16 protein-coding genes, 2 tRNA genes, 5 rRNA genes and 1 other RNA gene are annotated in these 26,750 nt (G+C 61.3%); 22 read left to right on the top strand and 2 right to left on the bottom strand.

Translation table 11 applies throughout. The features are described 5' to 3' along the window. The first annotated feature begins 29 nt into the window (after positions 1-29). The 8 genes from rrf (DVB37_RS03295) (at position 30) to DVB37_RS03330 (ending at position 7,072) form a co-directional block, all read left to right on the top strand. Positions 30-142 (top strand): 5S ribosomal RNA (gene rrf / locus DVB37_RS03295). Between the two features lie 704 nt (positions 143-846). Further along, positions 847-2,377 (top strand): 16S ribosomal RNA (locus tag DVB37_RS03300). Positions 2,378-2,509: 132 nt separating this feature from the next. Continuing rightward, positions 2,510-2,586 (top strand) — tRNA-Ile (locus DVB37_RS03305). A gap of 22 nt (positions 2,587-2,608) precedes the next feature. Further along, a tRNA-Ala gene (locus tag DVB37_RS03310) sits at positions 2,609-2,684 on the top strand. 293 nt (positions 2,685-2,977) lie between these two features. Further along, positions 2,978-5,862 (top strand): 23S ribosomal RNA (locus DVB37_RS03315). Between the two features lie 203 nt (positions 5,863-6,065). Next, a 5S ribosomal RNA gene (rrf, locus tag DVB37_RS03320) occupies positions 6,066-6,178 on the top strand. Between the two features lie 186 nt (positions 6,179-6,364). Continuing rightward, positions 6,365-6,477, top strand: a 5S ribosomal RNA gene (gene rrf, locus DVB37_RS03325). Together the 16S, 23S and 5S rRNA genes with 2 tRNA genes alongside form the textbook arrangement of a ribosomal RNA operon. A 175-nt stretch (positions 6,478-6,652) precedes the next feature. Continuing rightward, positions 6,653-7,072 (top strand): membrane protein, encoded by a 420-nt coding sequence (locus tag DVB37_RS03330; RefSeq protein ID WP_046804327.1) that lies wholly within the window; start codon positions 6,653-6,655, stop codon positions 7,070-7,072. Positions 7,073-7,446: 374 nt separating this feature from the next. Here the strand turns inward: DVB37_RS03330 and DVB37_RS03335 are convergent, their stop codons facing one another. Beyond that, positions 7,447-7,725: an SWIB/MDM2 domain-containing protein gene (locus tag DVB37_RS03335; RefSeq protein WP_006217453.1), complete on the bottom strand. Its 279-nt coding sequence runs from the start codon at positions 7,723-7,725 to the stop codon at positions 7,447-7,449. A 147-nt stretch (positions 7,726-7,872) separates the two neighbouring features. Between DVB37_RS03335 and DVB37_RS03340 the strand changes: the two genes are divergently transcribed. Next, the gene (locus DVB37_RS03340) at positions 7,873-9,066 is read left to right on the top strand and encodes a M20 aminoacylase family protein (RefSeq protein WP_104143374.1); all 1,194 of its coding nucleotides are present in this window, start codon (positions 7,873-7,875) and stop codon (positions 9,064-9,066) included. 12 nt (positions 9,067-9,078) lie between these two features. Beyond that, complete coding sequence (gene pyrC / locus DVB37_RS03345) at positions 9,079-10,143, top strand: dihydroorotase (protein WP_104143376.1); 1,065 nt, start codon at positions 9,079-9,081, stop codon at positions 10,141-10,143. A 169-nt stretch (positions 10,144-10,312) separates the two neighbouring features. On the opposite strand, the gene DVB37_RS03350 is transcribed toward pyrC, so the two are convergent. After that, the gene (locus DVB37_RS03350; RefSeq protein ID WP_120157380.1) at positions 10,313-12,139 is read right to left on the bottom strand and encodes an ATP-binding cassette domain-containing protein; all 1,827 of its coding nucleotides are present in this window, start codon (positions 12,137-12,139) and stop codon (positions 10,313-10,315) included. Between the two features lie 132 nt (positions 12,140-12,271). On the opposite strand from DVB37_RS03350, the gene rnpB reads away from it, so the two are divergent. The 12 genes from rnpB to DVB37_RS03410 all read left to right on the top strand — a co-directional run bounded on the left by rnpB (position 12,272) and on the right by DVB37_RS03410 (position 26,738). Continuing rightward, positions 12,272-12,677, top strand: an RNA gene (gene rnpB, locus DVB37_RS03355) — RNase P RNA component class A. Positions 12,678-13,030: 353 nt separating this feature from the next. After that, positions 13,031-13,459 (top strand): division/cell wall cluster transcriptional repressor MraZ, encoded by a 429-nt coding sequence (gene mraZ / locus DVB37_RS03360; protein WP_006226256.1) that lies wholly within the window; start codon positions 13,031-13,033, stop codon positions 13,457-13,459. An 8-nt stretch (positions 13,460-13,467) separates the two neighbouring features. Next, positions 13,468-14,565 carry a 16S rRNA (cytosine(1402)-N(4))-methyltransferase RsmH gene (gene rsmH, locus DVB37_RS03365; protein WP_120153818.1) on the top strand — a complete coding sequence of 366 codons (1,098 nt, stop codon included), beginning with the start codon at positions 13,468-13,470 and terminating at the stop codon, positions 14,563-14,565. Beyond that, complete coding sequence (ftsL, locus tag DVB37_RS03370) at positions 14,565-14,855, top strand: cell division protein FtsL (RefSeq protein ID WP_046804323.1); 291 nt, start codon at positions 14,565-14,567, stop codon at positions 14,853-14,855. The genes rsmH and ftsL overlap by 1 nt, the downstream gene beginning before the upstream one ends. Beyond that, a complete protein-coding gene (locus DVB37_RS03375) occupies positions 14,852-16,582 on the top strand; it encodes a penicillin-binding protein 2 (protein WP_120153820.1) in 1,731 nt (576 codons plus the stop codon). Before ftsL ends, DVB37_RS03375 begins: the two co-directional genes overlap by 4 nt. Next, positions 16,579-19,437, top strand: a complete 2,859-nt coding sequence (gene murF, locus DVB37_RS03380) for a bifunctional UDP-N-acetylmuramoyl-L-alanyl-D-glutamate--2,6-diaminopimelate ligase MurE/UDP-N-acetylmuramoyl-tripeptide--D-alanyl-D-alanine ligase MurF (protein ID WP_120153822.1) — start codon at positions 16,579-16,581, stop codon at positions 19,435-19,437. Before DVB37_RS03375 ends, murF begins: the two co-directional genes overlap by 4 nt. Continuing rightward, on the top strand, positions 19,427-20,596 hold the full coding sequence (mraY, locus tag DVB37_RS03385) for a phospho-N-acetylmuramoyl-pentapeptide-transferase (RefSeq protein ID WP_046804320.1): 1,170 nt from the start codon (positions 19,427-19,429) through the stop codon (positions 20,594-20,596). The genes murF and mraY overlap by 11 nt, the downstream gene beginning before the upstream one ends. Next, positions 20,593-22,125, top strand: a complete 1,533-nt coding sequence (gene murD, locus DVB37_RS03390; RefSeq protein ID WP_120153824.1) for a UDP-N-acetylmuramoyl-L-alanine--D-glutamate ligase — start codon at positions 20,593-20,595, stop codon at positions 22,123-22,125. The genes mraY and murD overlap by 4 nt, the downstream gene beginning before the upstream one ends. Next, on the top strand, positions 22,122-23,315 hold the full coding sequence (gene ftsW, locus DVB37_RS03395) for a putative lipid II flippase FtsW (protein WP_046804318.1): 1,194 nt from the start codon (positions 22,122-22,124) through the stop codon (positions 23,313-23,315). Before murD ends, ftsW begins: the two co-directional genes overlap by 4 nt. Continuing rightward, on the top strand, positions 23,312-24,388 hold the full coding sequence (gene murG / locus DVB37_RS03400; RefSeq protein ID WP_120153826.1) for an undecaprenyldiphospho-muramoylpentapeptide beta-N-acetylglucosaminyltransferase: 1,077 nt from the start codon (positions 23,312-23,314) through the stop codon (positions 24,386-24,388). Before ftsW ends, murG begins: the two co-directional genes overlap by 4 nt. After that, on the top strand, positions 24,385-25,791 hold the full coding sequence (gene murC, locus DVB37_RS03405) for a UDP-N-acetylmuramate--L-alanine ligase (protein WP_120153828.1): 1,407 nt from the start codon (positions 24,385-24,387) through the stop codon (positions 25,789-25,791). Before murG ends, murC begins: the two co-directional genes overlap by 4 nt. Then, positions 25,788-26,738 carry a D-alanine--D-alanine ligase gene (locus tag DVB37_RS03410; protein ID WP_120153830.1) on the top strand — a complete coding sequence of 317 codons (951 nt, stop codon included), beginning with the start codon at positions 25,788-25,790 and terminating at the stop codon, positions 26,736-26,738. Before murC ends, DVB37_RS03410 begins: the two co-directional genes overlap by 4 nt. Positions 26,739-26,750: the final 12 nt, after the last annotated feature.

Genomic DNA, 26,750 nt, shown 5'->3' on the forward strand with positions numbered 1-26,750 from the left:
GCTAACCCGCAACCGCTCAACCAGTTACGCCTGACGACCATAGCAAGGTGGTACCACTCCTTCCCATCCCGAACAGGACAGTGAAACGCCTTCGCGCCGATGATAGTGGACGGACGTCTGTGAAAGTAGGTCATCGTCAGGCTTTTATTGTGCAAAACCCCACAGGTAATCCTGTGGGGTTTTGTTTTCTATATAAGTGAGAAGCTATACTTCTCGCCGCTGTAAGATGAAGAGATTCAGAAAACAGCAGCGTGCAAGACGGTGCAAAATAGGCAAGGGCCAGTTGCATAACTTGTAGAAAAGATGTTATAGTAGCGGGCTTGGCTGCTGCCGAAAGTTCAGGGTAACTGCCCCGATATTTCGACAGCTGCTAAAAGAGAGGAGCTGGCGGAAACGCTGGTGAGAGGCCTGAAGGCTACGTAAGCCAGGCAGTGCAACAGATGACCCGCTCCAAGCGAACAGATGTGACACTGGTTTGACAAGCGATAAAAAACCCTTCATAATCTCGTTTCTCTGCTGCTGAAAACAGCAAGCGACGCAAGGCAAAAGCCGCGCAGCGCGGGCAGGATCAGCAGGTAGCAGTAAGCAGTTTGTAGTACCGAATTTGCAGTACCGCTCTTTAACAATTAAACAACCGATAAGTGTGGGCGCTTGATGCGATGCACTGTGATTTAAGTCCGGGGTTAAACCTTGGCTTGCTTCACAAGCACAATGAAATCAAGTGCTCACTAGAAGTGAAGTACCTTAGACGTCAAGTTTAAGAACATACCTCACTTCCTTTGAGTAGCGACGTATGACCTGGTTCGGATTTATTCGGACCAAGAATACGAAACAAATACAGAGATTAAACTGAAGAGTTTGATCCTGGCTCAGATTGAACGCTAGCGGGATGCCTTACACATGCAAGTCGAACGGCAGCACGGACTTCGGTCTGGTGGCGAGTGGCGAACGGGTGAGTAATGTATCGGAACGTGCCTAGTAGCGGGGGATAACTACGCGAAAGCGTAGCTAATACCGCATACGCCCTACGGGGGAAAGCAGGGGATCGCAAGACCTTGCACTATTAGAGCGGCCGATATCGGATTAGCTAGTTGGTGGGGTAACGGCTCACCAAGGCGACGATCCGTAGCTGGTTTGAGAGGACGACCAGCCACACTGGGACTGAGACACGGCCCAGACTCCTACGGGAGGCAGCAGTGGGGAATTTTGGACAATGGGGGAAACCCTGATCCAGCCATCCCGCGTGTGCGATGAAGGCCTTCGGGTTGTAAAGCACTTTTGGCAGGAAAGAAACGTCATGGGCTAATACCCCGTGAAACTGACGGTACCTGCAGAATAAGCACCGGCTAACTACGTGCCAGCAGCCGCGGTAATACGTAGGGTGCAAGCGTTAATCGGAATTACTGGGCGTAAAGCGTGCGCAGGCGGTTCGGAAAGAAAGATGTGAAATCCCAGAGCTTAACTTTGGAACTGCATTTTTAACTACCGAGCTAGAGTGTGTCAGAGGGAGGTGGAATTCCGCGTGTAGCAGTGAAATGCGTAGATATGCGGAGGAACACCGATGGCGAAGGCAGCCTCCTGGGATAACACTGACGCTCATGCACGAAAGCGTGGGGAGCAAACAGGATTAGATACCCTGGTAGTCCACGCCCTAAACGATGTCAACTAGCTGTTGGGGCCTTCGGGCCTTGGTAGCGCAGCTAACGCGTGAAGTTGACCGCCTGGGGAGTACGGTCGCAAGATTAAAACTCAAAGGAATTGACGGGGACCCGCACAAGCGGTGGATGATGTGGATTAATTCGATGCAACGCGAAAAACCTTACCTACCCTTGACATGTCTGGAATTCCGAAGAGATTTGGAAGTGCTCGCAAGAGAACCGGAACACAGGTGCTGCATGGCTGTCGTCAGCTCGTGTCGTGAGATGTTGGGTTAAGTCCCGCAACGAGCGCAACCCTTGTCATTAGTTGCTACGAAAGGGCACTCTAATGAGACTGCCGGTGACAAACCGGAGGAAGGTGGGGATGACGTCAAGTCCTCATGGCCCTTATGGGTAGGGCTTCACACGTCATACAATGGTCGGGACAGAGGGTCGCCAACCCGCGAGGGGGAGCCAATCCCAGAAACCCGATCGTAGTCCGGATCGCAGTCTGCAACTCGACTGCGTGAAGTCGGAATCGCTAGTAATCGCGGATCAGCATGTCGCGGTGAATACGTTCCCGGGTCTTGTACACACCGCCCGTCACACCATGGGAGTGGGTTTTACCAGAAGTAGTTAGCCTAACCGTAAGGGGGGCGATTACCACGGTAGGATTCATGACTGGGGTGAAGTCGTAACAAGGTAGCCGTATCGGAAGGTGCGGCTGGATCACCTCCTTTCAGAGCTTAAGTGCTCGTGTTAAGCGTCCACTCTTATCGGTTGTTTGATATAGCTGGGATCAGTTGTAGGCTTGGGTCGAGGGAATCTTCCCTGGGTCTTCAGCTACCTGACTACTGATCCGAGAAGGTTTTGGGTCTGTAGCTCAGTTGGTTAGAGCACCGTCTTGATAAGGCGGGGGTCGTTGGTTCGAATCCAACCAGACCCACCAAGTATTCTGCCATGCAGGATATGGGGGTGTAGCTCAGCTGGGAGAGCGCCTGCTTTGCAAGCAGGATGTCATCGGTTCGATCCCGTTCACCTCCACCATTGATTCTCATAATCGCCCCGGTGGTGATGTAGAGGCTAACTCATAGCGCTGTTGTCAGCGTTATGAGTTAGGTTTTACCTAACAGCTATATTCGTTCTTTAACAATCTGGAAGAAGCACAACGAAATGTACTTATTAAGTACTCGGCGCAAGCCGAAGAAAATAAGTACGGGTTGTGATTGCATTATTTTGTTCCAAGTTCTCAAGACTGGGGTGAATAACCTCAGACTGCTTTGAAACTTATGAACGGCACAAGCGCTAATACTCAGGTCCTATAGCCTACAGCGTTATAGGATCAAGCGACTAAGTGCATATGGTGGATGCCTTGGCGATCACAGGCGATGAAGGACGTAGTAGCCTGCGAAAAGCTACGGGGAGCTGGCAAACAAGCTTTGATCCGTAGATGTCCGAATGGGGAAACCCACTGCAGCAATGCAGTATCCCTAGCTGAATACATAGGCTAGTGGAAGCGAACCGGGTGAACTGAAACATCTCAGTAGCTCGAGGAAAAGAAATCAACCGAGATTCCGAAAGTAGTGGCGAGCGAAATCGGAAGAGCCTTTACGTTTTAGCGCGCAAGATAGTCGAACGGAATGGAAAGTCCGGCCGTAGCAGGTGATAGCCCTGTAGATGAAATCTTGTGTGTGGAACTAAGCGTAAGACAAGTAGGGCGGGACACGTGAAATCCTGTTTGAAGATGGGGGGACCATCCTCCAAGGCTAAATACTCGTGATCGACCGATAGTGAACCAGTACCGTGAGGGAAAGGCGAAAAGAACCCCGGAAGGGGAGTGAAATAGATCCTGAAACCGTATGCATACAAACAGTAGGAGCCTCCTTGTGGGGTGACTGCGTACCTTTTGTATAATGGGTCAGCGACTTACATTCAGTGGCAAGGTTAACCGAATAGGGAAGCCGTAGCGAAAGCGAGTCCGAATAGGGCGATTCAGTCGCTGGGTGTAGACCCGAAACCAGATGATCTATCCATGGCCAGGTTGAAGGCACGGTAACACGTGCTGGAGGACCGAACCCACTAATGTTGAAAAATTAGGGGATGAGCTGTGGATAGGGGTGAAAGGCTAAACAAATCTGGAAATAGCTGGTTCTCTCCGAAAACTATTTAGGTAGTGCCTCAAGTATTACTGCGGGGGGTAGAGCACTGTTATAGCTAGGGGGTCATGGCGACTTACCAAACTATGGCAAACTCCGAATACCCGCAAGTACAGCTTGGGAGACAGAGCACCGGGTGCTAACGTCCGGACTCAAGAGGGAAACAACCCAGACCGCCAGCTAAGGTCCCGAATTATCGCTAAGTGGGAAACGAAGTGGGAAGGCATAGACAGTCAGGAGGTTGGCTTAGAAGCAGCCATCCTTTAAAGAAAGCGTAATAGCTCACTGATCGAGTCGTCCTGCGCGGAAGATGTAACGGGGCTAAGCGATAAACCGAAGCTGCGGGTGTGCACTTTTAGTGCACGCGGTAGGAGAGCGTTCTGTAAGCCTGCGAAGGTGGCTTGTAAAGGCTGCTGGAGGTATCAGAAGTGCGAATGCTGACATGAGTAGCGATAAAGGGGGTGAAAAGCCCCCTCGCCGTAAGTCCAAGGTTTCCTGCGCAACGTTCATCGGCGCAGGGTGAGTCGGCCCCTAAGGCGAGGCAGAGATGCGTAGCTGATGGGAAACTGGTTAATATTCCAGTACCGTCGTACAGTGCGATGGGGGGACGGATCGCGGAAGATCATCAGGGTGTTGGATGTCCCTGTTGCTGTATCGAAGATGGCGCTTAGGCAAATCCGGGCGCGTAAATCAAGGGTATGGCACGAGCGAGCATTGCTTGCGAAGTGATTGGAAGTGGTTCCAAGAAAAGCCTCTAAGCTTCAGCTGTACGAGACCGTACCGCAAACCGACACAGGTGGACGGGATGAATATTCCAAGGCGCTTGAGAGAACTCAGGAGAAGGAACTCGGCAAATTGATACCGTAACTTCGGGAGAAGGTATACCCCGGTAGTGTGAAGCGCCTGCGCGCTTAGCATGATGGGGTCGCAGAGAATCGGTGGCTGCGACTGTTTATTAAAAACACAGCACTCTGCAAAGACGAAAGTCGACGTATAGGGTGTGACGCCTGCCCGGTGCCGGAAGGTTAAGTGATGGGGTGCAAGCTCTTGATCGAAGCCCCGGTAAACGGCGGCCGTAACTATAACGGTCCTAAGGTAGCGAAATTCCTTGTCGGGTAAGTTCCGACCTGCACGAATGGCGTAACGATGGCCACACTGTCTCCTCCTGAGACTCAGCGAAGTTGAAGTGTTTGTGATGATGCAATCTACCCGCGGCTAGACGGAAAGACCCCATGAACCTTTACTGTAGCTTTGCATTGATCTGTGAACCGGCCTGTGTAGGATAGGTGGGAGGCTTTGAAGCGTGGTCGCTAGATCACGTGGAGCCATCCTTGAAATACCACCCTGGTTTGTTTGCGGTTCTAACCTTGGTCCGTTATCCGGATCGGGGACAGTGCATGGTGGGCAGTTTGACTGGGGCGGTCTCCTCCCAAAGTGTAACGGAGGAGTTCGAAGGTACGCTAGGTACGGTCGGAAATCGTGCTGATAGTGCAATGGCATAAGCGTGCTTGACTGTGAGACTGACAAGTCGAACAGGTGCGAAAGCAGGACATAGTGATCCGGTGGTTCTGAATGGAAGGGCCATCGCTCAACGGATAAAAGGTACTCTGGGGATAACAGGCTGATACCGCCCAAGAGTTCATATCGACGGCGGTGTTTGGCACCTCGATGTCGGCTCATCTCATCCTGGGGCTGTAGCCGGTCCCAAGGGTATGGCTGTTCGCCATTTAAAGAGGTACGTGAGCTGGGTTTAAAACGTCGTGAGACAGTTTGGTCCCTATCTGCCGTGGGCGTTGGATACTTGACGGAGCCTGCTCCTAGTACGAGAGGACCGGAGTGGACGTACCTCTGGTGTACCGGTTGTCATGCCAATGGCATTGCCGGGTAGCTAAGTACGGAAGAGATAACCGCTGAAGGCATCTAAGCGGGAAACTCGTCTGAAGATTAGGTATCCCGGGGACTTGATCCCCCTAAAGAGTCGTTCGAGACCAGGACGTTGATAGGTCGGGTGTGGAAGCGCAGTAATGCGTTAAGCTAACCGATACTAATTGCTCGTGAGGCTTGATCCTATAACACTGATGGTTATTGACCTGGTGATATAGCGTTCCAAGTGTCGTTCAATACAAAATCTGGCTGCACCGTCAGCAGCCAGCCAACACCAATTACGACCCCCCTGTGCATGATCATCGAGCCAGCCTCTGATCATCCACACGTTGTGTTTCTTCCAAGATTGGAGCCGTTGCGCTAACCCGCAACCGCTCAACCAGTTACGCCTGACGACCATAGCAAGGTGGTACCACTCCTTCCCATCCCGAACAGGACAGTGAAACGCCTTCGCGCCGATGATAGTGGACGGACGTCTGTGAAAGTAGGTCATCGTCAGGCTTTTATTGTGCAAAACCCCACAGGTAATCCTGTGGGGTTTTGTTTTTGTATAAGTGAGAACGCGGTCAAGCGTGATGACAGCTACTCGGCGTCACATCACGAATGTGATTGGATGTTCATGCAGTGCCAGGCAGTACACAAAGATTCGAGAGGTTGACGCTCAAGGCAACCACTCAAGCAGTTACGCTTGACGACCATAGCAAGGTGGTACCACTCCTTCCCATCCCGAACAGGACAGTGAAACGCCTTCGCGCCGATGATAGTGGACGGACGTCTGTGAAAGTAGGTCATCGTCAAGCTCTTATCCCTCAAAGCCCCGCCGTTCACGGTGGGGCTTTGTCTTTGGCGATAATAGTTCGAACTCAGGCTCAAAATGAGCTCGCAAATGAACGACCAATTGACGCCGCAAGGGCGCTATCAATCACGCTGCAAGCCGCGCCAATGCTGAATGTGCCGAAATAACAACGCCCGTGGATGGGTGGGTATTGTGCGGTAAGATTGTCCGAGTCAATTCGTTGGAGCGTTATCGTGAGTGATCCCCAGACCCCCGTGCCCGGCACAACGTTGGACCTGCGCACGCTGACCCATGTGGCATACGGTTTATTCGCCCTGGGATTTCTGACAAGTGGAATTCTGGGCATTGCGACATTGGCGGCCGTGGTGCTGATGTACCTGAAACGCTCTGACGCCGCCGGCACGGTTTACGCTGGCCACTTCGATTGGATGTTGCGTACGTTCTGGTGGGCGATGCTGTGGCTGGCGATCAGCGCCATCGCGGTGTACATCTTCATTGGCTGGATCAGCTTGATCGCGACGGTCGTGTGGGTGCTGTATCGCTTGATCAAAGGCTGGCTGGCGCTGTTGGAAGGCAGCTCACCGACTCCCTACGCGTGATTGGGAAAAAGCGTCTTGTAGGCGCTTAGAAGGCCGGCAGAAATGCCGGCTTTTTTACGTCCACGAATTGGCTGTGATCGCGATGCCCTCGCAAAGACGCGTCGCGCGCAGACAAGCGTTAAGCGCGTCCCGACGCAAGGGCTTGGACACACACACGAGCAGACACAACGGCGCGTCAAACGGGGCGCAAACGGGGCGATCCGAAAGTGCTGGGGCGGTATGGGGATTGAGCTTCGCCGCATCCACAGAACGTGGATTTGGGATGGTGCGCCGAAGATGGCGCAGCTGAACAGAGGGTTGGCTAGCCCGGCGAAAAGCCAGGGCGTCGCGACAATCCAGGAGGCAGGGACGTACGGGGTACGCCCTTTGCCTGCTTACTTCAGATGTGCGTTGACCAGTTTGGTCAGTTCGAACATCGTGACCTGATCTTTGCCAAAGATCGGGCGCAGCTTGGCATCGGCGTTGATGTTGCGCTTGTTGCTGGCATCTTGCAGGTTGTGCTTCTTGATGTATTCCCAGATCTTCTTGGTGACCTCGGTACGCGGCACGGCTTCCGAGCCGATGACAGCGGCCAACTCGGCGCTGGGGGTCAGGGGCTTCATGAATGCAGCGTTCGGCTTGCGCGCGGTCGCGGGTTTGGAGGTTGTGGCCATAATGCGGCGCTCCTTCTCTGGCTGTTGGAAAAATTGTCCTGCGGCCGGAGCATAACGTGTCTCTCTGGTAAAGACAAAGGCATTTATCCTCTGTAGCAACTAAAATATACGCACCGTCCCCTCTATCACGCCATTCTGTAACCTCCTATGTACGCACGATCTGCCTTGGAATCAATTCGACTTTTTCATGACGAGTTGACTGCGCTGCGACGCGATTTGCATGCCCACCCCGAACTGGGTTTCGAAGAGGTGCGAACCTCCGGGATCGTCGCCGGCGCGTTGGAAGCGTTGGGCATCGAAGTGCATCGGGGGATAGGCAAGACGGGCGTGGTCGGCGTGATACGTGGCCGGCGCTGCGACAGCGGCCGCATGATCGGGCTGCGCGCGGACATGGACGCCTTGCCGATGACCGAGGACAATGACTTCGGTCATAAGTCCACCAAGCCTGGCTTGATGCACGGATGCGGTCACGACGGGCACACGGCGGTGCTGATCGGTGCCGCCAAATACCTGGCTCAGACGCGCAATTTTGACGGTACGGCGGTCTTGATTTTCCAACCCGCCGAGGAAGGCCGAGGCGGTGCGCGCGCGATGCTGGAGGATGGCCTTTTCGACACGTTTCCGTGTGATGCCATCTATGCCCTGCACAACTGGCCCGGCTTGCGGCCAGGTACCATCGGCATCAACCCTGGGCCGATGATGGCGGCGGCAGATCGTTTTGAGATCCAGATCACCGGGCGCGGCGGCCATGGCGCGCATCCTTATCAAACCATTGATCCGGTAACCATCGCCGGCCAGATCATCACGGCGCTCCAGACGATCGTATCGCGCAACGTGAACCCGCTGGATTCCGCCGTGGTGTCGATCGGGTCGATGCAGGCGGGCCATCCCGGCGCCATGAGCGTCATCCCGCGCGAAGCCAAGTTGGTGGGCACTGTGCGTACGTTTCGCAAGTCGGTCCAGGAAATGGTCGAGACTCGCATGCGAGAGCTGGTCACCGCAATCGCCAGCGCGTTCGGCGGGACCGCTGAACTGATCTACGAACGCATCTATCCCGCCACCTTGAACACGCCGCAGCATGCGAACCTGGTGGCCGACATCGCCACCGAGATGATCGGCAAAGAAAACGTGGTGCGCGATCTGGTGCCGTCGATGGGCTCCGAAGATTTCTCGTTCATGTTGCAGAGCAAGCCGGGTGCATACTTCCGCCTGGGCCAAGGCGGCGCCGAGTCCGGCTGCGTGCTGCACAACTCTCATTTTGATTTCAACGATGCGGTCATTCCCCTGGGCAGCGCGATGTTTGCCGCGCTGGCAGAACGGGGCATGCCGCTGGCAGATTAAGAAGCCTCTTCCATGTCTACTCAAAGCACGACTCAGCTTACTATCACCCGCCCTGATGATTGGCACCTGCATCTGCGCGATGGCGCGGCACTGGAAGCCGTGGTGGCCGACACCGCGCGCCAGTTTGCGCGAGCCATCATCATGCCGAATCTGAAGCCGCCGGTGACCACCACCGAGCAGGCGCTGGCATATCGGGATCGCATCCTTCAAGCGTTGCGCAAGGCGGGCGGCAACGCCGACGCCTTCACTCCGCTGATGACGCTTTATCTGACGGACAACACCTCAGCCGAAGAGATCCGCAACGCGCATGCATCCGGTCAGGTCTACGCGGTGAAGCTCTATCCCGCTGGTGCGACGACCAACTCGGACGCCGGCGTGACTGACTTGTTGGGCAAGTGCACGCAGGCCCTGGAAGCATTGGAAAAATGCGGAATGCCGCTGCTCGTGCACGGCGAGGTGACGGATCCTGCTATCGACGTATTCGACCGCGAAGCCATTTTTGTCGAACGCGTCATGAAACCCTTGCGCCGCGCATTCCCGGCCTTGAAGGTCGTGTTCGAACACATCACGACGAAAGAAGGCGCCGAATATGTGCGTGATGCTGAAGGGCCGACGGCCGCGACGATCACCCCTCAGCACATGCTCTACAACCGCAACGCGATCTTCCAAGGTGGCGTGCGCCCGCATTGGTATTGCCTGCCAATCCTGAAGCGCGAAACGCACCGCCTTGCCCTGGTCGAGGCCGCCACCAGCGGCAGCCCCCGGTTTTTCCTGGGCACGGATAGCGCGCCGCACGCCCGCGGCTTGAAGGAACACGCCTGCGGCTGTGCGGGTTGCTACACCGCGCTGCACGCGATGGAGCTGTATGCGACCGCGTTTGATGCCGTGGGCAAGCTGGACAAGCTGGAAGGCTTTGCAAGCTTCCATGGTCCGGATTTTTATGGTCTGCCGCGCAATACCGGCACGCTGACGCTGGTGCGCGAAACGTATCAGGTGCCCGAAGAACTGGCATTCGGCAACACGACGCTGGTGCCGTTGGCGGCGGGCGAGGCGCTGGCTTGGCGCGCTCACGCTTGAGCGGCACGGGGCGCGCTCGGGCGCGGCCACTAACGTGAATCGGGGTGATCGGCATGTTGCCGATCACCCCGATTTTTTGCTGTGTCGCGGGCGGTCAATAGGCCGATATAGATGTGCCTATATATAGATGACCGAAATATAAGCTGCCGAAAAAAGTCGTGCCTGCGTTTTACAGCGTGCCGTCGCGGCGTGCTTCCAGCAATTCCCAACGCGCGAACTTTTCTTCAAGCTCGCTTTCCAGCTTGGCCAGTTCGCCGTTGATGCGCTCGACTTCCGCCGGCGCGTCGCGGTAGAGGCTGCCGTCCGCCAACTTGCCGGCCAGTTCCGCCTGCTGCGCCTCCAGCGCGGCGATGGCATCGGGAAGGCCTTCAAGCTCGCGCAAGTCCCATGCATTGATCTTGCTGGCCTTGGCCGGCTTGGCACGGGCCACTTTGGCGCGCGCGGCGCTTTCGTCAGCGGGCTTGGCGGTGGCTTCCACATCGGTTTCCACTGCGGCAGGCGCGGGCCGCTGCGCCACCCATTCATCGTATCCGCCGACGTAATCGCGCCAGTGTCCGTCGCCTTCGTAGGCGATGGTCTGCGTGACAACGTTGTTCAAAAACGCCCGGTCGTGGCTGACCAGCAGCACGGTGCCGGCATATTCCTGCAACAGCTCTTCCAGGAGCTCAAGCGTTTCGATGTCCAGGTCGTTGGTGGGTTCGTCCAGCACCAGCACGTTGGCAGGGCGGGCGAACAGGCGCGCCAACAGCAAGCGGGCGCGTTCGCCGCCGGACAGGCTGCGCACGGGCGAGCCGGCGCGGGCGGGCGAGAACAGGAAGTCGCCCAGATAAGTCATCACGTGTTTGCGGGTGCCGCCGATTTCAACCCATTCGCTGCCCGGGCTGATGATGTCCACCAGCGACGCGTTTTCATCCAGCTGCGCGCGCATCTGATCGAAATACGCGACGGCCACATTGGTACCCATTCGCGTCGTGCCGCTGTCGGGCTGCATCTCGCCCAGGATGAGCTTGAGCAGCGTGGTCTTGCCGGCGCCGTTGGGCCCGATGATGCCGATGCGGTCGCCGCGCAGGATGGTGGTGGAGTAGTCGTTCACGACCACCTTGTCGCCGAAGGTCTTGCCGACATGCTCAAGCTCGGCAACCAGCTTGCCCGAACGTTGGCCCTCAGCCAGTGCCAACGAGACGTCGCCAATACGTTCACGACGTTCAGCGCGCTGGACCCGCAGGCTTTCCAGGCGGCGCACGCGGCCTTCATTGCGGGTACGGCGGGCCTCGACGCCCTTGCGGATCCAGACTTCTTCCTGCGCAAGCAGCTTGTCGAAGCGGGCCTGTTCCAGGCGTTCCGATTCCAGCCATTGGGCCTTGCGTTCCTGCCACTGCGAGAAGTTGCCGGGAAAGCTCAGCAGGCGGCCGCGGTCCAGTTCGACGATGCGGGTGGTGACGGCGTCCAGAAAGCGCCGGTCGTGGGTGATGATGACGGCGGCGCCCCGCCAGCCGCGCAGCATCTCTTCCAGCCAGGCAATGCCTTCGAAGTCCAGATGGTTGGTGGGTTCGTCCAGCAGCAGCAGGTCGGGTTCTTCAACCAGGGCGCGTGCAAGCGCGACGCGCTTGCGCGTGCCGCCCGACAGGCCCGCGATCTGCACGTCCGCGGGCAAGCCCAGCTTTTCCAGCATGGCGCGTACGCGAGAAGGGCGTTGCCAGTCTTCATGGTCGCCTTCCACGTTGCAGACCACGTCGAATACGGTGGCGTTTTCGTCCAGCTCGGGTTCCTGTTCGACGGTGGCCACGCGCAACCCCGAGCTGCGGGCGATGTCGCCGTCGTCGGGCAGCGTGCGGCCGTCCAACAGCCTGAGCAGCGACGACTTGCCGGCGCCATTGCGGCCAATCAGGCCGATGCGCTCGCCGGCCTGAATGGCGAAGTCGGCATGGTCCAGCAACGGGTGGTGGCCATAGGCCAGCTGAATGTCGGTCAGGGTGATGAGGGTAGCGAGGGCCATGTAGTCGGTCTTTTCTGCGGCTTCTAAGCGGATCAACGCGTATTGTCGCAGGAACCTCGGCAAGCCGTTGAATGGGCCAAGACCGGGGCGTGTCGGGGACAGTGCCGCTACCTGTAATAGAATACGAACCGCAAGACGGGTCGGGCGATCGCGGTGGATGCGAATCCATCGAGGAAGGTCCGGACTCCACAGGGCAGGATAACGGCTAACGGCCGTCCGGCCGCGTCCTCGGGCGCGGTTGAGGAATAGGGCCACAGAGACGAGACTGGGAAGCGGGCGCGCTTTGCGCGCACAGGTACGGCCATCTCCGTATCGCGTCGTTCGGCAACGAATGGCGGCGTCTCAGGGTGAAACGCGGCAACCTCTATCCGGAGCAACATCAAATAGGCATGCGTGCGGCCCTCGGGTCGCGAAGGGCGGCTCCGTCCAAGCATGCGGGTAGATGGCTAGAGCGGCTCAGCAATGATCCGCGCAGAGGAATGATCGTCCGCCAGGGCAACCTGGTGTACAGAATCCGGCCTATAGACCCGTCTTGCATCGAATATTCCCACCCGCGCGGCGCCGGGCATCAATGCCTGGCCGCGCGGCATGCGCCGGCGATTTTTTCCCGGCGCCAAAATGGGGCGTTCGGCGGGAAGCCTCGCCAACCGGTGCAAAGGGCGCGGCGTAAAACAATGCAAAGGCATCGTTAGCCGCTACTTCTGACGAAGGACTTTTAGTGTGTGCCGCAACCTCCTGATAAATCAGGAGGTTTTTCTTTTTGCGGTTTTACATATTGGCCTAAGTCCTTGTTGTGATTGAAAAAATTGCAACCACTCGCTTGACCGCCCCATTGCCATACCGTAGAGTGGGAAATAGTAGGAAATTGTGCAATTAAGTGGGGTAAAAGTGGTGTTTCAGGGAAGCAGCGCACTCACGCTGGATGCGAAGGGGCGGATCTCGATTCCGACCCGGCATCGTGACGCGCTCATGTCGCAGGCCGATGGCCGGCTGACCCTGACCCGCCACCCTGACGGCTGCTTGCTGGTGTACCCGCGGCCTGAATGGGAAAAGAAGCGCGAGCAGATCGCCGCTTTTCCCATGACGGCTCGTGCGTTGCAGCGGCTGTTGCTGGGCAACGCTCAGGATGTCGAACTGGATGGCTCCGGCCGGGTCCTGATCGCTCCTGAACTGCGCAACGCTTCCGGTATGACGCGCGATGTGATGCTGCTCGGTCTGGGCGCGCACTTCGAGCTGTGGGACGCCGCTACTCTGGCCAGCCGCGAGGCGGAAGACTTGGCCAAGGGTATGCCGGATGTGTTGAACCAGTTTTCGTTCTGAAAAATTTTATGGAATTCGAACATCGGCCCGTTCTGCTGGAGCCGACGGTGGACGCACTACTGCTGCCAGACTTTGGCGGCAAAGGCGCGACACGGTCGCACTCCCAGACCGAGCCGGATACGGCTACGCGGGCGGAACGCGGCGTGTTTGTCGACGGCACCTTCGGCCGCGGCGGGCACAGTCGCGAACTGCTTGGGCGCTTGGGCAAGTCCGCGCGGCTGGTGGTGTTCGACAAGGACCCCGAGGCGATCGCGGTAGCCAATGCGTTGGCGGCTGCGGACCCGCGGGTCACGGTAGTACATGGCGGCTTTGCCACCATGGCAGAAGAATTGCAGCAGCTCGGCATCGACAAGGTCGATGGCGTGATGCTGGATCTGGGCGTGTCGTCGCCTCAGATCGATGACGCCGAGCGCGGCTTCTCGTTCATGCGAGACGGCCCGCTCGATATGCGGATGGACACCACTCGTGGTCCCACGGTGGCGGAATGGCTGGCGCAAGCCAGTGTGGATGAGATGCGGGAGGTCATAGCGGATTATGGCGAAGAACGGTTTGCTTTTCAGGTTGCAAAGGCGATTGCTGCTCGCCGCGCAACAAGGCCGCTGTGCACCACGCTCGAGCTTGCCGAGTGCGTCGCCAGCGCCGTCCGCACGCGCGAAAAGGGGCAGCATCCGGCCACACGCACCTTTCAAGCTTTACGGATTTACATCAATCGGGAACTCGAAGAGCTCGCGCGCACCCTCGCGGCAGCTCTAGACCTGCTTGCTCCGGGAGGGAGGTTGGCGGTGATCAGCTTTCATTCGCTTGAAGACCGCATGGTCAAGCAGTGCATCGTGGCGGCGGCTCGGCCGGCCGCCGCGCATGCACGCCTGCCGCTGCGCGAAAGCGAGATGCCCCAGCCTATCCTTCGTTCCCTGGGAAGGGTGCAGGCCGAAGACGACGAAGTCTCCGGCAACGCCCGCGCCCGCTCTGCCGTCTTGCGGGTTGCCGAACGCACCGAAACACCGCTGCCCCCCGAGGGCGGTTTTGCGTTTGTGAAGATCGGCTCCTTGCCTGGCAGCGACCTGGCTCCGCCGCCTCGCCGCGGTGGCAAAGGGGGGCGGCGCTGATGGGTCGTGTCAACCTGATCGTTGCGGCGCTACTGATGCTGTCGGCCATTTCCCTGGTCACCAGCCGGTATCAGTCGCGCCAGCTTTTTGTTGAGCTGGGACGCGATCAGGCGCAGGCGCGCGACCTGGAAACCAACTGGCGCCGCTTGCAGCTTGAGCGCGCCGAGCTTGCCCGCAATGCGCGGGTGGACGCCATTGCACGCGACGGCCTGAAGATGATCTCCATCGTCCCGGACCGTACGCTGTATGTAAATCAGGCGTCCGGCGCTGCCACCGGAGGCGCGCAATGAAACGCGTTCCCTTCTTCGATAACCCTGTACTGCGCGGGCAACTGCCCACGTGGCGCGCGCGCCTGGTGCTGATACTGCTGTTTGGCGGTTTCACGGTGCTGGCCGGGCGCGCCTTGTTCTTGCAGGGTTTGTCGACGGAGTTCCTGCAGCAGCAGGGCGAACGCCGCTACGAACGCACGCTGACGCTGGCCGCCACGCGCGGCAAGATCATGGACCGCAACGGCGCGGTGCTGGCCTCCAGTGTGCCGGCGCGCGCTATCTGGGCAATCCCGGAAGACGCCAAGCAAGGCACGCCCGCGCAAATGGATGCGCTGGCCAAGTTGCTGGAAACGCCGGTGGCCGACCTGCGCCATCGCCTGGTCGACGAAGACAAGAACTTCGTCTACTTGAAGCGCCAGGTCGCAATGGACGTGGCCGACAAGATCAAGCAGCTGAACATGCCGGGCATCCATCAGCAGCCCGAAACGCGCCGCTACTATCCCGACGGCGACGTCATGGCCCATGTGGTTGGCTTCAACAGCGTTGAAGATCAGGGCCAGGAAGGGGTTGAACTCACGTTCAACCAGCAATTGCAGGGCCGCCCGGGCAGCCGCCGCGTCATCAAGGACCGGCTGGGCCGCGTCATCGAAGACGTGCAGGCCGTGACGTTGCCCGTTGATGGGCGCGACCTGCGCCTGTCGATCGATACCCGCTTGCAGTACCTGGTGTTCAAGGAATTGAAGGACGCCATGGAAAAGCACCAGGCCAAGGGCGCCACCGCCGTGGTCGTGGACGTGCATACCGGCGAAATCCTGGCGTTGGCCAACGTGCCGACGTTTGACCCGAACAAGCGTGAAACCTTTCATGGTTCCAAGCTGCGCAACCAGGCCATTACCGACACGTTCGAGCCCGGCTCCATCATGAAGCCGTTCACGGCCGCGCTGGCGCTGGACCTGGGCCGCATCACGACGTCGACCCTGTTCGAAACGGGCAATGGCCGCTTCACCTATCAAGGCAGCACGATCAGCGACGTCAGCCGCAACGGCACGCTGGACGTTGCCGGGGTGTTGCGCAAGTCCAGCAACATCGGCATGACGATGATTTCCGAGAAGCTGGAATCCCGTGAAATGTGGGACCGCTTCACCGAATTAGGCTTGGGCCAGGCCCCTCAAGTGGGATTCCCCGGCGCAGCACCCGGCCGTTTGCGTCCCTGGGACCGTTGGCGCCTGATCGAAAAGGCCACCATGGCCTACGGCTACGGCCTGTCCGTGTCGCTGCTGCAAGTGGCGCGCGCTTACACCGTCTTCGCCCGTAACGGCGACATGGTGTCGCTGACGCTGGTCAAGCGCGACAGCGACCCGACCAGCGTCAAGATCTACACGCCCAAGACCACCGCCATGGTGCGCGCGATGCTCGAAGCCGCCGCCGGCCCCGAAGGCACCAAGGCCGCCCAGGTGCAGGGCTACCGCGTGGCCGGCAAGAGCGGCACCGCGCGCAAGATCGTCGACGGTAAATACAGCACGCAGCGCTATCGCAGCTCGTACGTAGGCTTTGCGCCAGTGTCCGATCCGAAGATCGTTGTGGCCGTGTCCATCGACGAGCCCACGGTTGGCGGTTATTACGGCGGCGCCATCGCCGCGCCGGTGTTCTCCCACATCGTGGGCGGAAGCCTCCGGTTGATGGGGGTGCGGCCCGACGCGCCTTTTGAATCCACGATTGTTGCTGGTCTCAAGGAGCCAGGCAGATGAGCGCCAACGGCTTCCTCTCTACCCCTGTCGCCACGGTTGCTGAAACCGTGGCGTGGTTGCATGCGCGCGTCTCGTTGACGGCGCATCTGAAACTGGACTCGCGCGATATCGAGCCGGGCGACGTGTTCGTTGCCTGCCCGGGCCTGTCCAGCGACGGACGTCTCTATATAGATAAGGCACTGGCGCTTGGCGCCAGCGCCGTCTTGTTCGAAGCGCCCGCCACCGAAGCGCTTCAGAACGCCGCGTTGGGCACGCCGATGCTGCCGGTGACGGGGCTGCGCGCCTTGCTGGGCGAATTGGCCGACACCTGGTACGGCCGCCCGTCGGCCGCGCTGGCCGTGGTGGCCGTGACCGGCACCAACGGCAAGACCTCGTCGGTGCAATGGATTGCGCACGCGCTCAGCCGCAACGACAAGCCTTGCGGCACCATCGGTACCTTGGGCGCCGTGCTGCCGGACGGCCGCACGCTGGGCGGCGACCTGACCACGCCCGACGTCCTGACCGTGCACCGCACGCTGGCCGCGATGCGCGACGCCGGCGCCCAGGCCGTGGCCATGGAAGCGTCGTCAATTGGTATCGAGCAAGGCCGCCTGGACGGTGTGCGCGTGGCGCTGGCCGCCTTCACCAACCTGACGCGCGACCATCTTGACTATCACGGCACGATGGAACGCTACGAAGCCGCCAAGGCGCGTTTGTTCCAATGGCCTGGCTTGACCGCCGCCGTCGTCAATGCCGACGACGAAGCCGGTCGCCGCCTGCTGGCAAGCCTGCCGCAAGGCATGGCCACGATGGGCTACAGCCTGAGCGATTCGCCCGACATCCCCGCTGCGATGCGCGCGCGGGATTTGCAGGCCACATCGCAGGGCCAGATCTTTACGTTGGTGTCCCCGCACGGCGAGGCCCAGATCGTGACGCGCCTGCTGGGCGCGCACAACGTGTCGAACCTGCTGTTGGTGGCCGGCGTGCTGTACAAGCTGGGCCTGCCGTTTGCACAGATCGCGCGCGAATTGGCCGCGACGGACCCGGTTGACGGGCGCTTGCAGACCGTGGAGCCGATAGCGGTGTCGCCCCAGTCTTCCGCTGGCCGGGGCGCGCTGGTGGTGGTGGACTACGCGCACACGCCGGATGCCTTGTCGCGCGCATTGACCGCGCTGCGCCCCGTGGCCGTCGCCCGGTCCGGCCGCTTGATCTGCCTGTTTGGTTGCGGCGGCGAGCGCGATCCGGGCAAGCGCCCGGAAATGGGCCGTATCGCCGCGCAGCTGGCGGACCACGTTGTGGTGTCCAGCGACAATCCGCGCACCGAATCCCCGCAAACCATCGTCGACCAGATCCTGGCCGGCATCCCGGACGCGGCGCACGCCGACGCCCAGGTTGATCGCGCGCGCGCCATCATGCAGACCATCTGGTCCGCCTCGCCAGACGATGTCGTGCTGCTGGCGGGCAAGGGCCATGAAACGTACCAGGACGTCGGCGGCGAAAAACTGCCCTTTGATGACCGCGAGTGGGCGCGCCTGTCGCTGCTGCTGCCGCAGGTCAAGGGCGTGTCCACGGATACCCGCCGCATCGGCTCGGGCGAGTTGTTCGTGGCGCTGGTCGGCGAGAACTTCGACGCGCATAACTATCTGGACCAGGCCGAAGGCCGCGGCGCCTGCGCGGCCGTCGTGGCGCACGCGGTGCCCGACGCCCGGCTGCCGCAATTGGTGCTGGGCGATACCCGCATTGCGCTGATGCGCATCGGTGCCGCGTGGCGCGCGCAGTTCACGCTGCCCGTGGTGGCGGTGACCGGCAGCAACGGCAAGACGACCACCAAGGAAATGATCTCGGCGATGTTGGCCGAATGGCAGGGCGAGTCGGGCCGTTTGGCCACCGCCGGCAATTTGAACAACGACATCGGCGTGCCGCTGACGCTGCTGCGCCTGCGCGCCGAACATCGCGCCGCGGTGTTTGAACTGGGCATGAACCACCCGGGCGAAATCGCACAGTTGGCCGACATGGCCGCGCCCACGGTCGCGCTGGTGACCAACGCACAGCGCGAACACCAGGAATTCATGCACACCGTGGAAGCGGTGGCGCACGAAAACGGCGCTGCCATCGCTGCGTTGCCGGATGACGGCGTTGCCGTGTATCCCGGCGACGAACCCTATTGCGCCATTTGGGACGCGCTGGCCGAACCGCGCCGCGTGTTGCGCTTCGGCTTGCAGCCCGGGCTGGACGTCTACGCCGAGCAGATCCTTGCCGATGTGGGCTCGACGCGTTGCCGCGTTGTGACGCCGGTGGGCGTTGCGGACCTGGTCTTGCCCGTGCCCGGCTTGCACAACCTGCGCAATGCGCTGGCCGCCATCGCCAGCGCCATCGCAGCAGGCGCGCCGCTGGACGTTGCCGTGCGCGCGCTGGCGGGCTTTGCGCCGGTGGCCGGCCGCATGCAGCACAAACAATTAAGCGACGGAACGTTGCTGATCGATGACACCTACAATGCCAACCCCGATTCGGTTCGCGTGGCCATCGACGTGCTGGCGCGAATCGCCGGCACGCGTGTCCTGGTGTTGGGCGACATGGGTGAAATCGGGGACAACGGCCCCGCCTTGCACGCCGAGGCGGGCCACTATGCGCGCGAGCAAGGGCTTGACGCGTTGATCACGCTGGGCGATGCCAGCCGGGCGGCCGCGGCCGCATACGGACCCGGCGCGCAAGCGTGCACATCGGTAGACGAAGTGGTGGCCGCCTTGCGCGGCTTGCGCCCGTCCAGCGTATTGATAAAGGGATCGCGCTTTATGCGCATGGAGCGGGTAGTGAAGGCTTTTTCCACGAACGACGAACAGACGGCCAAGGCGCAGGGAGAGCAGCATGCTGCTTGAGCTAGCCCGTCTGCTTTCCGATGATGTGCGCGCCCTGGGCGTGTTCGAATACATCACGTTGCGCGCCGTGCTGGCGTGCGCGACGGCGTTGCTGATCGGCCTGGTGGCCGGTCCGCGTGTGATTCGCAAGTTGACCGAAATGAAGATCGGCCAGGCCGTGCGCGCCTATGGCCCGGAAACGCATCTGGTCAAGACCGGCACCCCCACGATGGGCGGCGTGCTGATCCTGATTTCCATCGCCATCAGCACCTTGCTGTGGGCCGACTGGACCAACCGCTTCGTGTGGGTGGTGCTGCTGGTCACGTTCGGCTTTGGCTGGATCGGCTGGATGGACGACTACCGCAAGGTTGTCTATCGCGATCCCGAAGGCATGCCCGCACGGCAAAAATTCTTCTGGCAGGCCACCATCGGCATGGTGGCCGCGGTGTACCTGGCGTTTGCCGTGTCGGCGCCCGCCAACACCGACCTGTGGCCCTTGTTCAAGGCCTGGGTGGGTAGCGGCTTCACGATGTCGCTGCCCACGCGTGCCGACTTGATCGTGCCGTTCTTCAAGTCCGTCAGCTATCCGCTGGGCGTGCTGGGGTTCGTGGCGCTGACCTGGGCCGTGATTGTCGGCACCAGCAATGCCGTGAACCTGACTGACGGCCTGGATGGCCTGGCCATCATGCCCACCGTGATGGTGGGCAGCGCGCTGGGCATCTTCGCCTACGTGGTCGGCCGCGTGGACTATTCCAAGTACTTGCTGTTCCCCTACATACCCGGTGCGTCCGAACTCATGGTGCTGTGCGCGGCGATAGGGGGCGCGGGACTCGCCTTTTTATGGTTCAACGCGTATCCGGCCCAGGTCTTCATGGGCGACGTCGGCGCGCTTGCCCTGGGCGGCGCGCTGGGCACCATCGCGGTCATCGTGCGCCAGGAAATCGTGCTGTTCATCATGGGCGGCGTGTTCGTGGTGGAAACGCTGTCGGTGATGATCCAGGTGACGTGGTTCAAGTACACCAAGCGACGTTATGGAACAGGTCGACGCATATTCCGCATGGCCCCGCTGCATCATCACTTTGAAGTGGGCGGCTGGAAAGAAACCCAGGTGGTCGTGCGTTTCTGGATCATCAGCATGATGCTGGTGCTGATTGGCCTCTCAACCCTGAAGTTGCGATGAATACGATGGAAACCTCCCGCGCTGACGCGCCGCTTGTCCTGATCCTCGGATTGGGCGAGACGGGTGTCGCCGCCGCACGCTGGTGCGCCCGCCTGGGCGCCCGCTTGCGTGTGGCCGACACGCGCGCTGAACCGGGTGGCCTTGCCGCGCTGCAAGAGGTGCTGGCGCAAAGTGATGTGCAGTACCAGCTGGGATGCGATGCGTCGTTTGATCCCGCGCTGCTGGATGGCGTGACGCAAATCGTCCTCAGCCCCGGCCTGGCGCCCACGCAAGCACCCGCCGCCGATCTGCTGCGCGAGGCCGAGGCCCGCGGCATCGAGGTGGTTGGTGAAATCGAACTCTTTGCCCGCGCGTTGGCCGATCTGGCCGAAACGCGCGAATACCGTCCGCGCCTGTTGACCGTAACCGGCACCAACGGCAAGACCACCGTTACCGCTCTGACGCGCGACTTGATCGACGCCAGCGGCCTGTCGGTGGTGGCCGCCGGAAACATCAGCCCTGCCGCGCTGACCGCGCTGATGGACGCGCTGGACAACGATGCGCTGCCGCAGGTGTGGGTGCTGGAGCTGTCCAGCTTCCAACTGGAAACGACGCGCTCGTTGATGGCCGACGCCGCCGTCGTGCTGAACGTAACGCAAGACCACCTGGACTGGCATGGCGGCATGGACGCTTACGCCGCCGCCAAGGCCCGCATCCTGAAGATGGCGCGTATCGCCATCGTCAACCGTGATGACCCGCTTACCGTGGCCATGGTGCCCACCGTGAACGCGCTGAACGTGCGCAGCTTTGGCCGCGACATGCCCGAGCTGGTCGGCGACATGGGTCTTGAACTCGGGCAGGGCGTGGCTTGGCTGGTTGCCTGCGAGCCCAGCGATTTCGACGAACCCGCACCGCCCACGCGCCGCAAGAAAGACGCGACCGAACCCGTGCGTGCCAATGGCCGCAAAAGCCGCCTGATGCCCGTGGACGCGTTGCGCATTCGGGGCATCCACAACGCCTTGAACGCACTGGCCGCGTTGCAACTGGCCCGCTGCCTGGACCTGGGCTGGGGCGCCATGCTGCGTACCCTGCGCGAATACGCGGGCGAACCGCATCGCGCATCTTTCGTGCGTCAGATCGGCGGTGTGGACTATATCAACGACAGCAAGGGCACCAACGTCGGTGCCACGGTGGCCGCGCTGGAAGGCCTGGGCCAACCAGTCGTGCTGATCGCCGGCGGGCAAGGCAAGGGCCAGGACTTTTCTCCGCTGATTCCCGTGGTGTCGCGCCATGCGCGCGCCGTCATGCTGATCGGCGTGGACGGCCCCGAGATCGGCCGTGTGCTGGCGTCCACCGGTGTCAACTGCATCACTGTTGATTCGTTGCATGCCGCCGTGCGCGGGGCGGCTGAATTGGCGCAGCCGGGCGACGCCGTGTTGCTGTCGCCCGCTTGCGCCAGCCTGGACATGTTCCGCAATTATCCGCACCGCGGGCAAGTGTTCATGGAAGAGGTCGAAGACCTGGCCCGTGATCGCGGAGAAGTGGCATGAGCCTGATCGCCGATCTCACCGCCAGCGTCAACGCCGTACGGCCCGGCCGTACCAAGATGCGCAACTTCGATCTGCCGCTGGTCATCGCGGCGTCGACCTTGTTGCTGCTGGGTTTGCTGATGGTGTATTCGGCGTCGATCGCGTTGGCTGATGGCCCGCGCTACGCGTCCTATGGCCGCTACTACTTCGTGATCCGCCATGGCCTGTTCGTCAGCGCGGGTCTGGTTGCGGGCGCGGTCGTGCTGGCCATCCCGATCCGGGTCTGGCAGCGCATGGCGGTGCCGCTGTTCGTGGTGGCGATGGTGCTGCTGGTAGCGGTGCTGATCCCCGGCATCGGCCGCGAAGTCAACGGCGCGCACCGCTGGATCCCGCTGGGTCCGCTGAATTTCCAGCCGTCTGAATTGATGAAGCTGGCGGCCCTGCTTTACGCCGCCGACTACACGGTGCGCAAGCAGGAACACATGCAGGCGTTTGCGCGCGGCTTTCTGCCGATGGCGTTTGCGCTGGCGGGCGTGGGCATGCTGCTGCTGCTTGAGCCCGACCTGGGCGCCTTCATGGTGATCGTGGCCATTGCCATCGGCATCCTGTTTTTGGGCGGCATCAACGGCAAGTACTTCAGCAGCCTGTTGGGCGTGCTGGTCAGCACCTTCCTGATGTTGATCTGGCTGTCGCCGTGGCGCCGTGCGCGGCTGTTCGCGTACCTGGACCCCTGGAACGAAGACAACGCCTACGGCAGCGCCTATCAGCTGTCGCACTCGTTGATTGCCCTGGGCCGTGGCGAATGGCTGGGCGTGGGTCTGGGCGCCAGTGTTGAAAAACTGCATTACCTGCCCGAAGCGCACACCGACTTCCTGATGGCGGTAGTGGGCGAAGAGCTGGGCTTTGCCGGCGTCATGCTGGTGATCACGCTGTTCGCCATCATCGTCTACCGCGGCTTCGATATCGGACGCCAGGCCATCGCCATGGAACGCACGTTCGCGGGTCTGGTGGCGCATGGCGTGGCGATGTGGTTCGGCGTGCAGTCCTTCATCAACATGGGCGTGTGCCTGGGCTTGCTGCCCACCAAGGGCCTGACCTTGCCGCTGATGAGCTACGGCGGTTCGGGCGTGGTGATGAATCTGTGCGCACTGGCCATGCTGATCCGGGTCGACGTGGAAAATCGCGTGATGATGCGTGGGGGACGGGTATGACCGCCGCGCGCACCATCCTGATCATGGCCGGCGGCACCGGCGGCCACATCATGCCCGGCCTGGCCGTGGCTGATGTGCTGCGCGCGCGTGGGTGGCGCGTGATGTGGTTGGGCAACCCCGACAAGATGGAAGGCAAGCTCGTGCCGCCGCGCGGTATTGAACTGGTGCCGCTGCGCTTTCAAGGCGTGCGTGGCAAGGGCGCGTCCGCGCTGCTGAAACTGCCGTTCCTGCTGCTGCGCGCCTTTGCGCAAGCCTGGTCGCGTCTGGCGGACGTGCGTCCCGACGTGGTGCTGGGCATGGGCGGCTACGTGGCGTTCCCCGGGGGCGTGATCGCGGCCCTGCGCGGCACGCCGCTGGTGGTGCACGAACAGAATGCCGTTGCCGGCACCGCGAACAAGTGCCTGGCAAAGATGTCGCGCCGCGTGCTCAGCGGGTTCCCGGGCGTGCTGCCCAAGGGCGAGGCGATGGGCAACCCGGTGCGCGCCGACCTGTGCGCGCTGCCCGATCCGGCCGTGCGTTACGCCAGCCGCTCCGGTCCGTTGCGCCTGCTTGTGGTGGGCGGAAGCCTGGGCGCGCAGGCGCTGAACATTGCCGTGCCGCAGGCGCTGGCGCGCTTGCCGCAAGAGCGCCGCCCGGTCGTTGTCCATCAGGCCGGCGAACAACATTTACCCGCGCTGCAACAAGCCTACGCCCAGACGGGCGTGCAGGCCGACTGCCGCGCGTTCATCGAAGACATGGCGGGCGCCATGGGCGATGCCGACCTGCTGATCTGCCGCGCGGGCGCCATGACGGTGTCCGAAGTGGCTGCCGCGGGCGTCGCCGCCCTGTTCGTGCCACTGCCGCATGCCATCGATGACCACCAGACCGCCAATGCGCGCTTTTTGAGCGATGCAGAGGCCGCTTGGCTACAGCCACAATCCGCCCTGACGCCCGAGTGGCTGGCGGACTGGCTGGCCCAGCGTTCCCGACAAGAACTCCAGGCCGTCGCCGGCCGTGCGCGCGCGCATGCGCAGCCGGAAGCCGCGGCCCATATCGCCGATGTCTGCGAACAAGCAGCGGGGCGTTCATCATGAAACACAGAATTCAACATATCCATTTCGTGGGCATCGGCGGCTCGGGGATGAGCGGCATTGCCGAGGTCCTGCTCAACCTGGGCTACACGATCAGCGGTTCCGACCTGAACGAATCGGCGGTCACGCGCCGTCTGGCCGGTCTGGGCGTGAAGATCGCCATCGGCCATGTGGCCAGCAACGTCACTGGCGCGGCCGCCATCGTCACGTCCACCGCGGTGGCGGGCGACAACCCCGAGGTCATCGCTGCGCGCGCTGCGCGTATCCCCGTGGTGCCGCGCGCCATCATGCTGGCCGAGCTGATGCGCCTGAAGCGCGGCATCGCCGTGGCGGGCACGCATGGCAAGACCACCACCACCAGCCTGGTCGCCAGCGTGCTTGCCGCCGGCGACCTGGACCCCACCTTCGTGATCGGTGGCCGCTTGAATTCGGCCGGCGCCAACGCGCGGTTGGGGCAGGGCGACTACATCGTTGTCGAAGCGGATGAGTCCGACGCGTCGTTCCTGAATCTGCTGCCGGTGATGGCCATCGTGACCAACATCGACGCCGACCACATGGACACCTATGGGCACGATGTGGCGCGCCTGAAAAGCGCGTTCATCGAATTCACGCAGCGACTGCCGTTCTACGGCAGCGCCGTGCTGTGCTCGGATGACGCCAATGTGCGCGAGATCATGCCCTTCGTGTCGCGCCCGATCACTACCTACGGCTTGAACGAAGACGCGCAGGTGCGCGCTTATGAAGTGCAGCCGTCCGGCACGCGCATGCGCTTTAACGTGCAGCGCACGCATCGCGACACGCTGCTGCCGCCGTTGCAGGTGGAACTGAACCTGCCCGGCCTGCATAACGTGCGCAACGCGCTGGCCGCGATTGCCGTCGCAACCGAGCTGGGCGTGTCCGATGACGCCATCCGCGATTCGCTGGCCGCCTTCAAGGGCGTGGGCCGCCGGTTCACCCAGACGGGCGAATTTCCGGTGCCGGCCACCCATGGCGGCGGCACCTTCACGGTGATTGATGACTACGGCCATCACCCCGTGGAAATGGCCGCCACGCTGGCCGCCGCGCGCGGCGCCTGGCCCGATCGCCGCATCGTGCTGGCCTTTCAGCCGCACCGCTACACGCGTACGCGGGATTGCTTTGAAGATTTTGTACGGGTGCTGGGCACGGCCGACGCCGTGTTGCTGACCGAGGTCTACGCCGCCGGCGAACCGCCGCTGGTGGCCGCGGACGGCCGTGCGCTGTCGCGCGCGTTGCGGGTGGCGGGCAAGGTCGAGCCAGTGTTCGTCGAAGACGTGGCTGAACTGCCGCAGGCTGTGGTCGACTTCGTGCGCAACGGCGACGTCGTGATCGTGATGGGAGCGGGTTCGATCAGCAAGGTCCCCGCCCAAGTAGGAGAACTGGCATGAGCGCGCAATTCGGCAAAGTGGGTGTGTTGTACGGCGGACGCTCCGCTGAACGCGACGTGTCGCTGATGTCTGGCAAGGGCGTGCAGCAGGCGCTGGCCAGCGCCGGCGTGGACGCGCACCTGTTCGACACGGGCGAGCGCAGCCTGGCTGAGCTCGCCGCCGAAGGTTTTGACCGTGTCTTCATCGCGCTGCATGGCCGCTACGGCGAAGACGGCACGATCCAGGGCGCGCTGGAATTGCTGGGCATTCCGTACACGGGCAGCGGCCCGATGGCATCCGCCCTGGCCATGGACAAGACCATGACCAAGCGCGTGTGGCTGCAAAACGGCCTGCCCACGCCCGAATTCGAAGTGTTGGACGCCGACACGGAACTTCGCCTGGTGCCGGACCGTCTGAGCCTGCCGCTGATCATCAAGCCGCCGCATGAAGGGTCGACCGTGGGCATCACCAAGGTCGTGGGCTATTCCGACATGAAAGAAGCCTATGCCGCCGCCGCGCGTTTTGACAGCGAGGTGCTGGCCGAACAATTCATCACCGGCCGCGAGCTGACGGTGGCAGTGCTGGGTTCGGGCAAGGGCGCGCGCGCGCTGCCCGTCATCGAGATCGCCGCACCCGGTGGCAACTACGACTACGAACACAAGTATTTCTCGGACGACACGCAGTACTTCTGCCCGGCAACGCTGCCGGACGGCGTGGCTGAAGAAGTCGCCGCAATTGCCGTTAAGGCCTATCAGGCGCTGGGCTGCGAAGGCTGGGGCCGCGCCGACTTCATCCTCGACCGTGACAACCGGCCGTGGCTGCTTGAAATGAATACCTCGCCTGGCATGACCAGCCATTCTTTGGTGCCGATGGCCGCGAAGGCCGTGGGGATCAGCTACGCCGAACTCTGCGTGGCGATTTTGTCCGAGGCCTCGTGCAAAGTGCACAGCGCCCCGCGTAACGCTTGACCTGGATAATCC

Origin of the sequence: Achromobacter sp. B7 (assembly GCF_003600685.1) — a bacterium.
Lineage (GTDB): Bacteria > Pseudomonadota > Gammaproteobacteria > Burkholderiales > Burkholderiaceae_B > Achromobacter > Achromobacter spanius_B.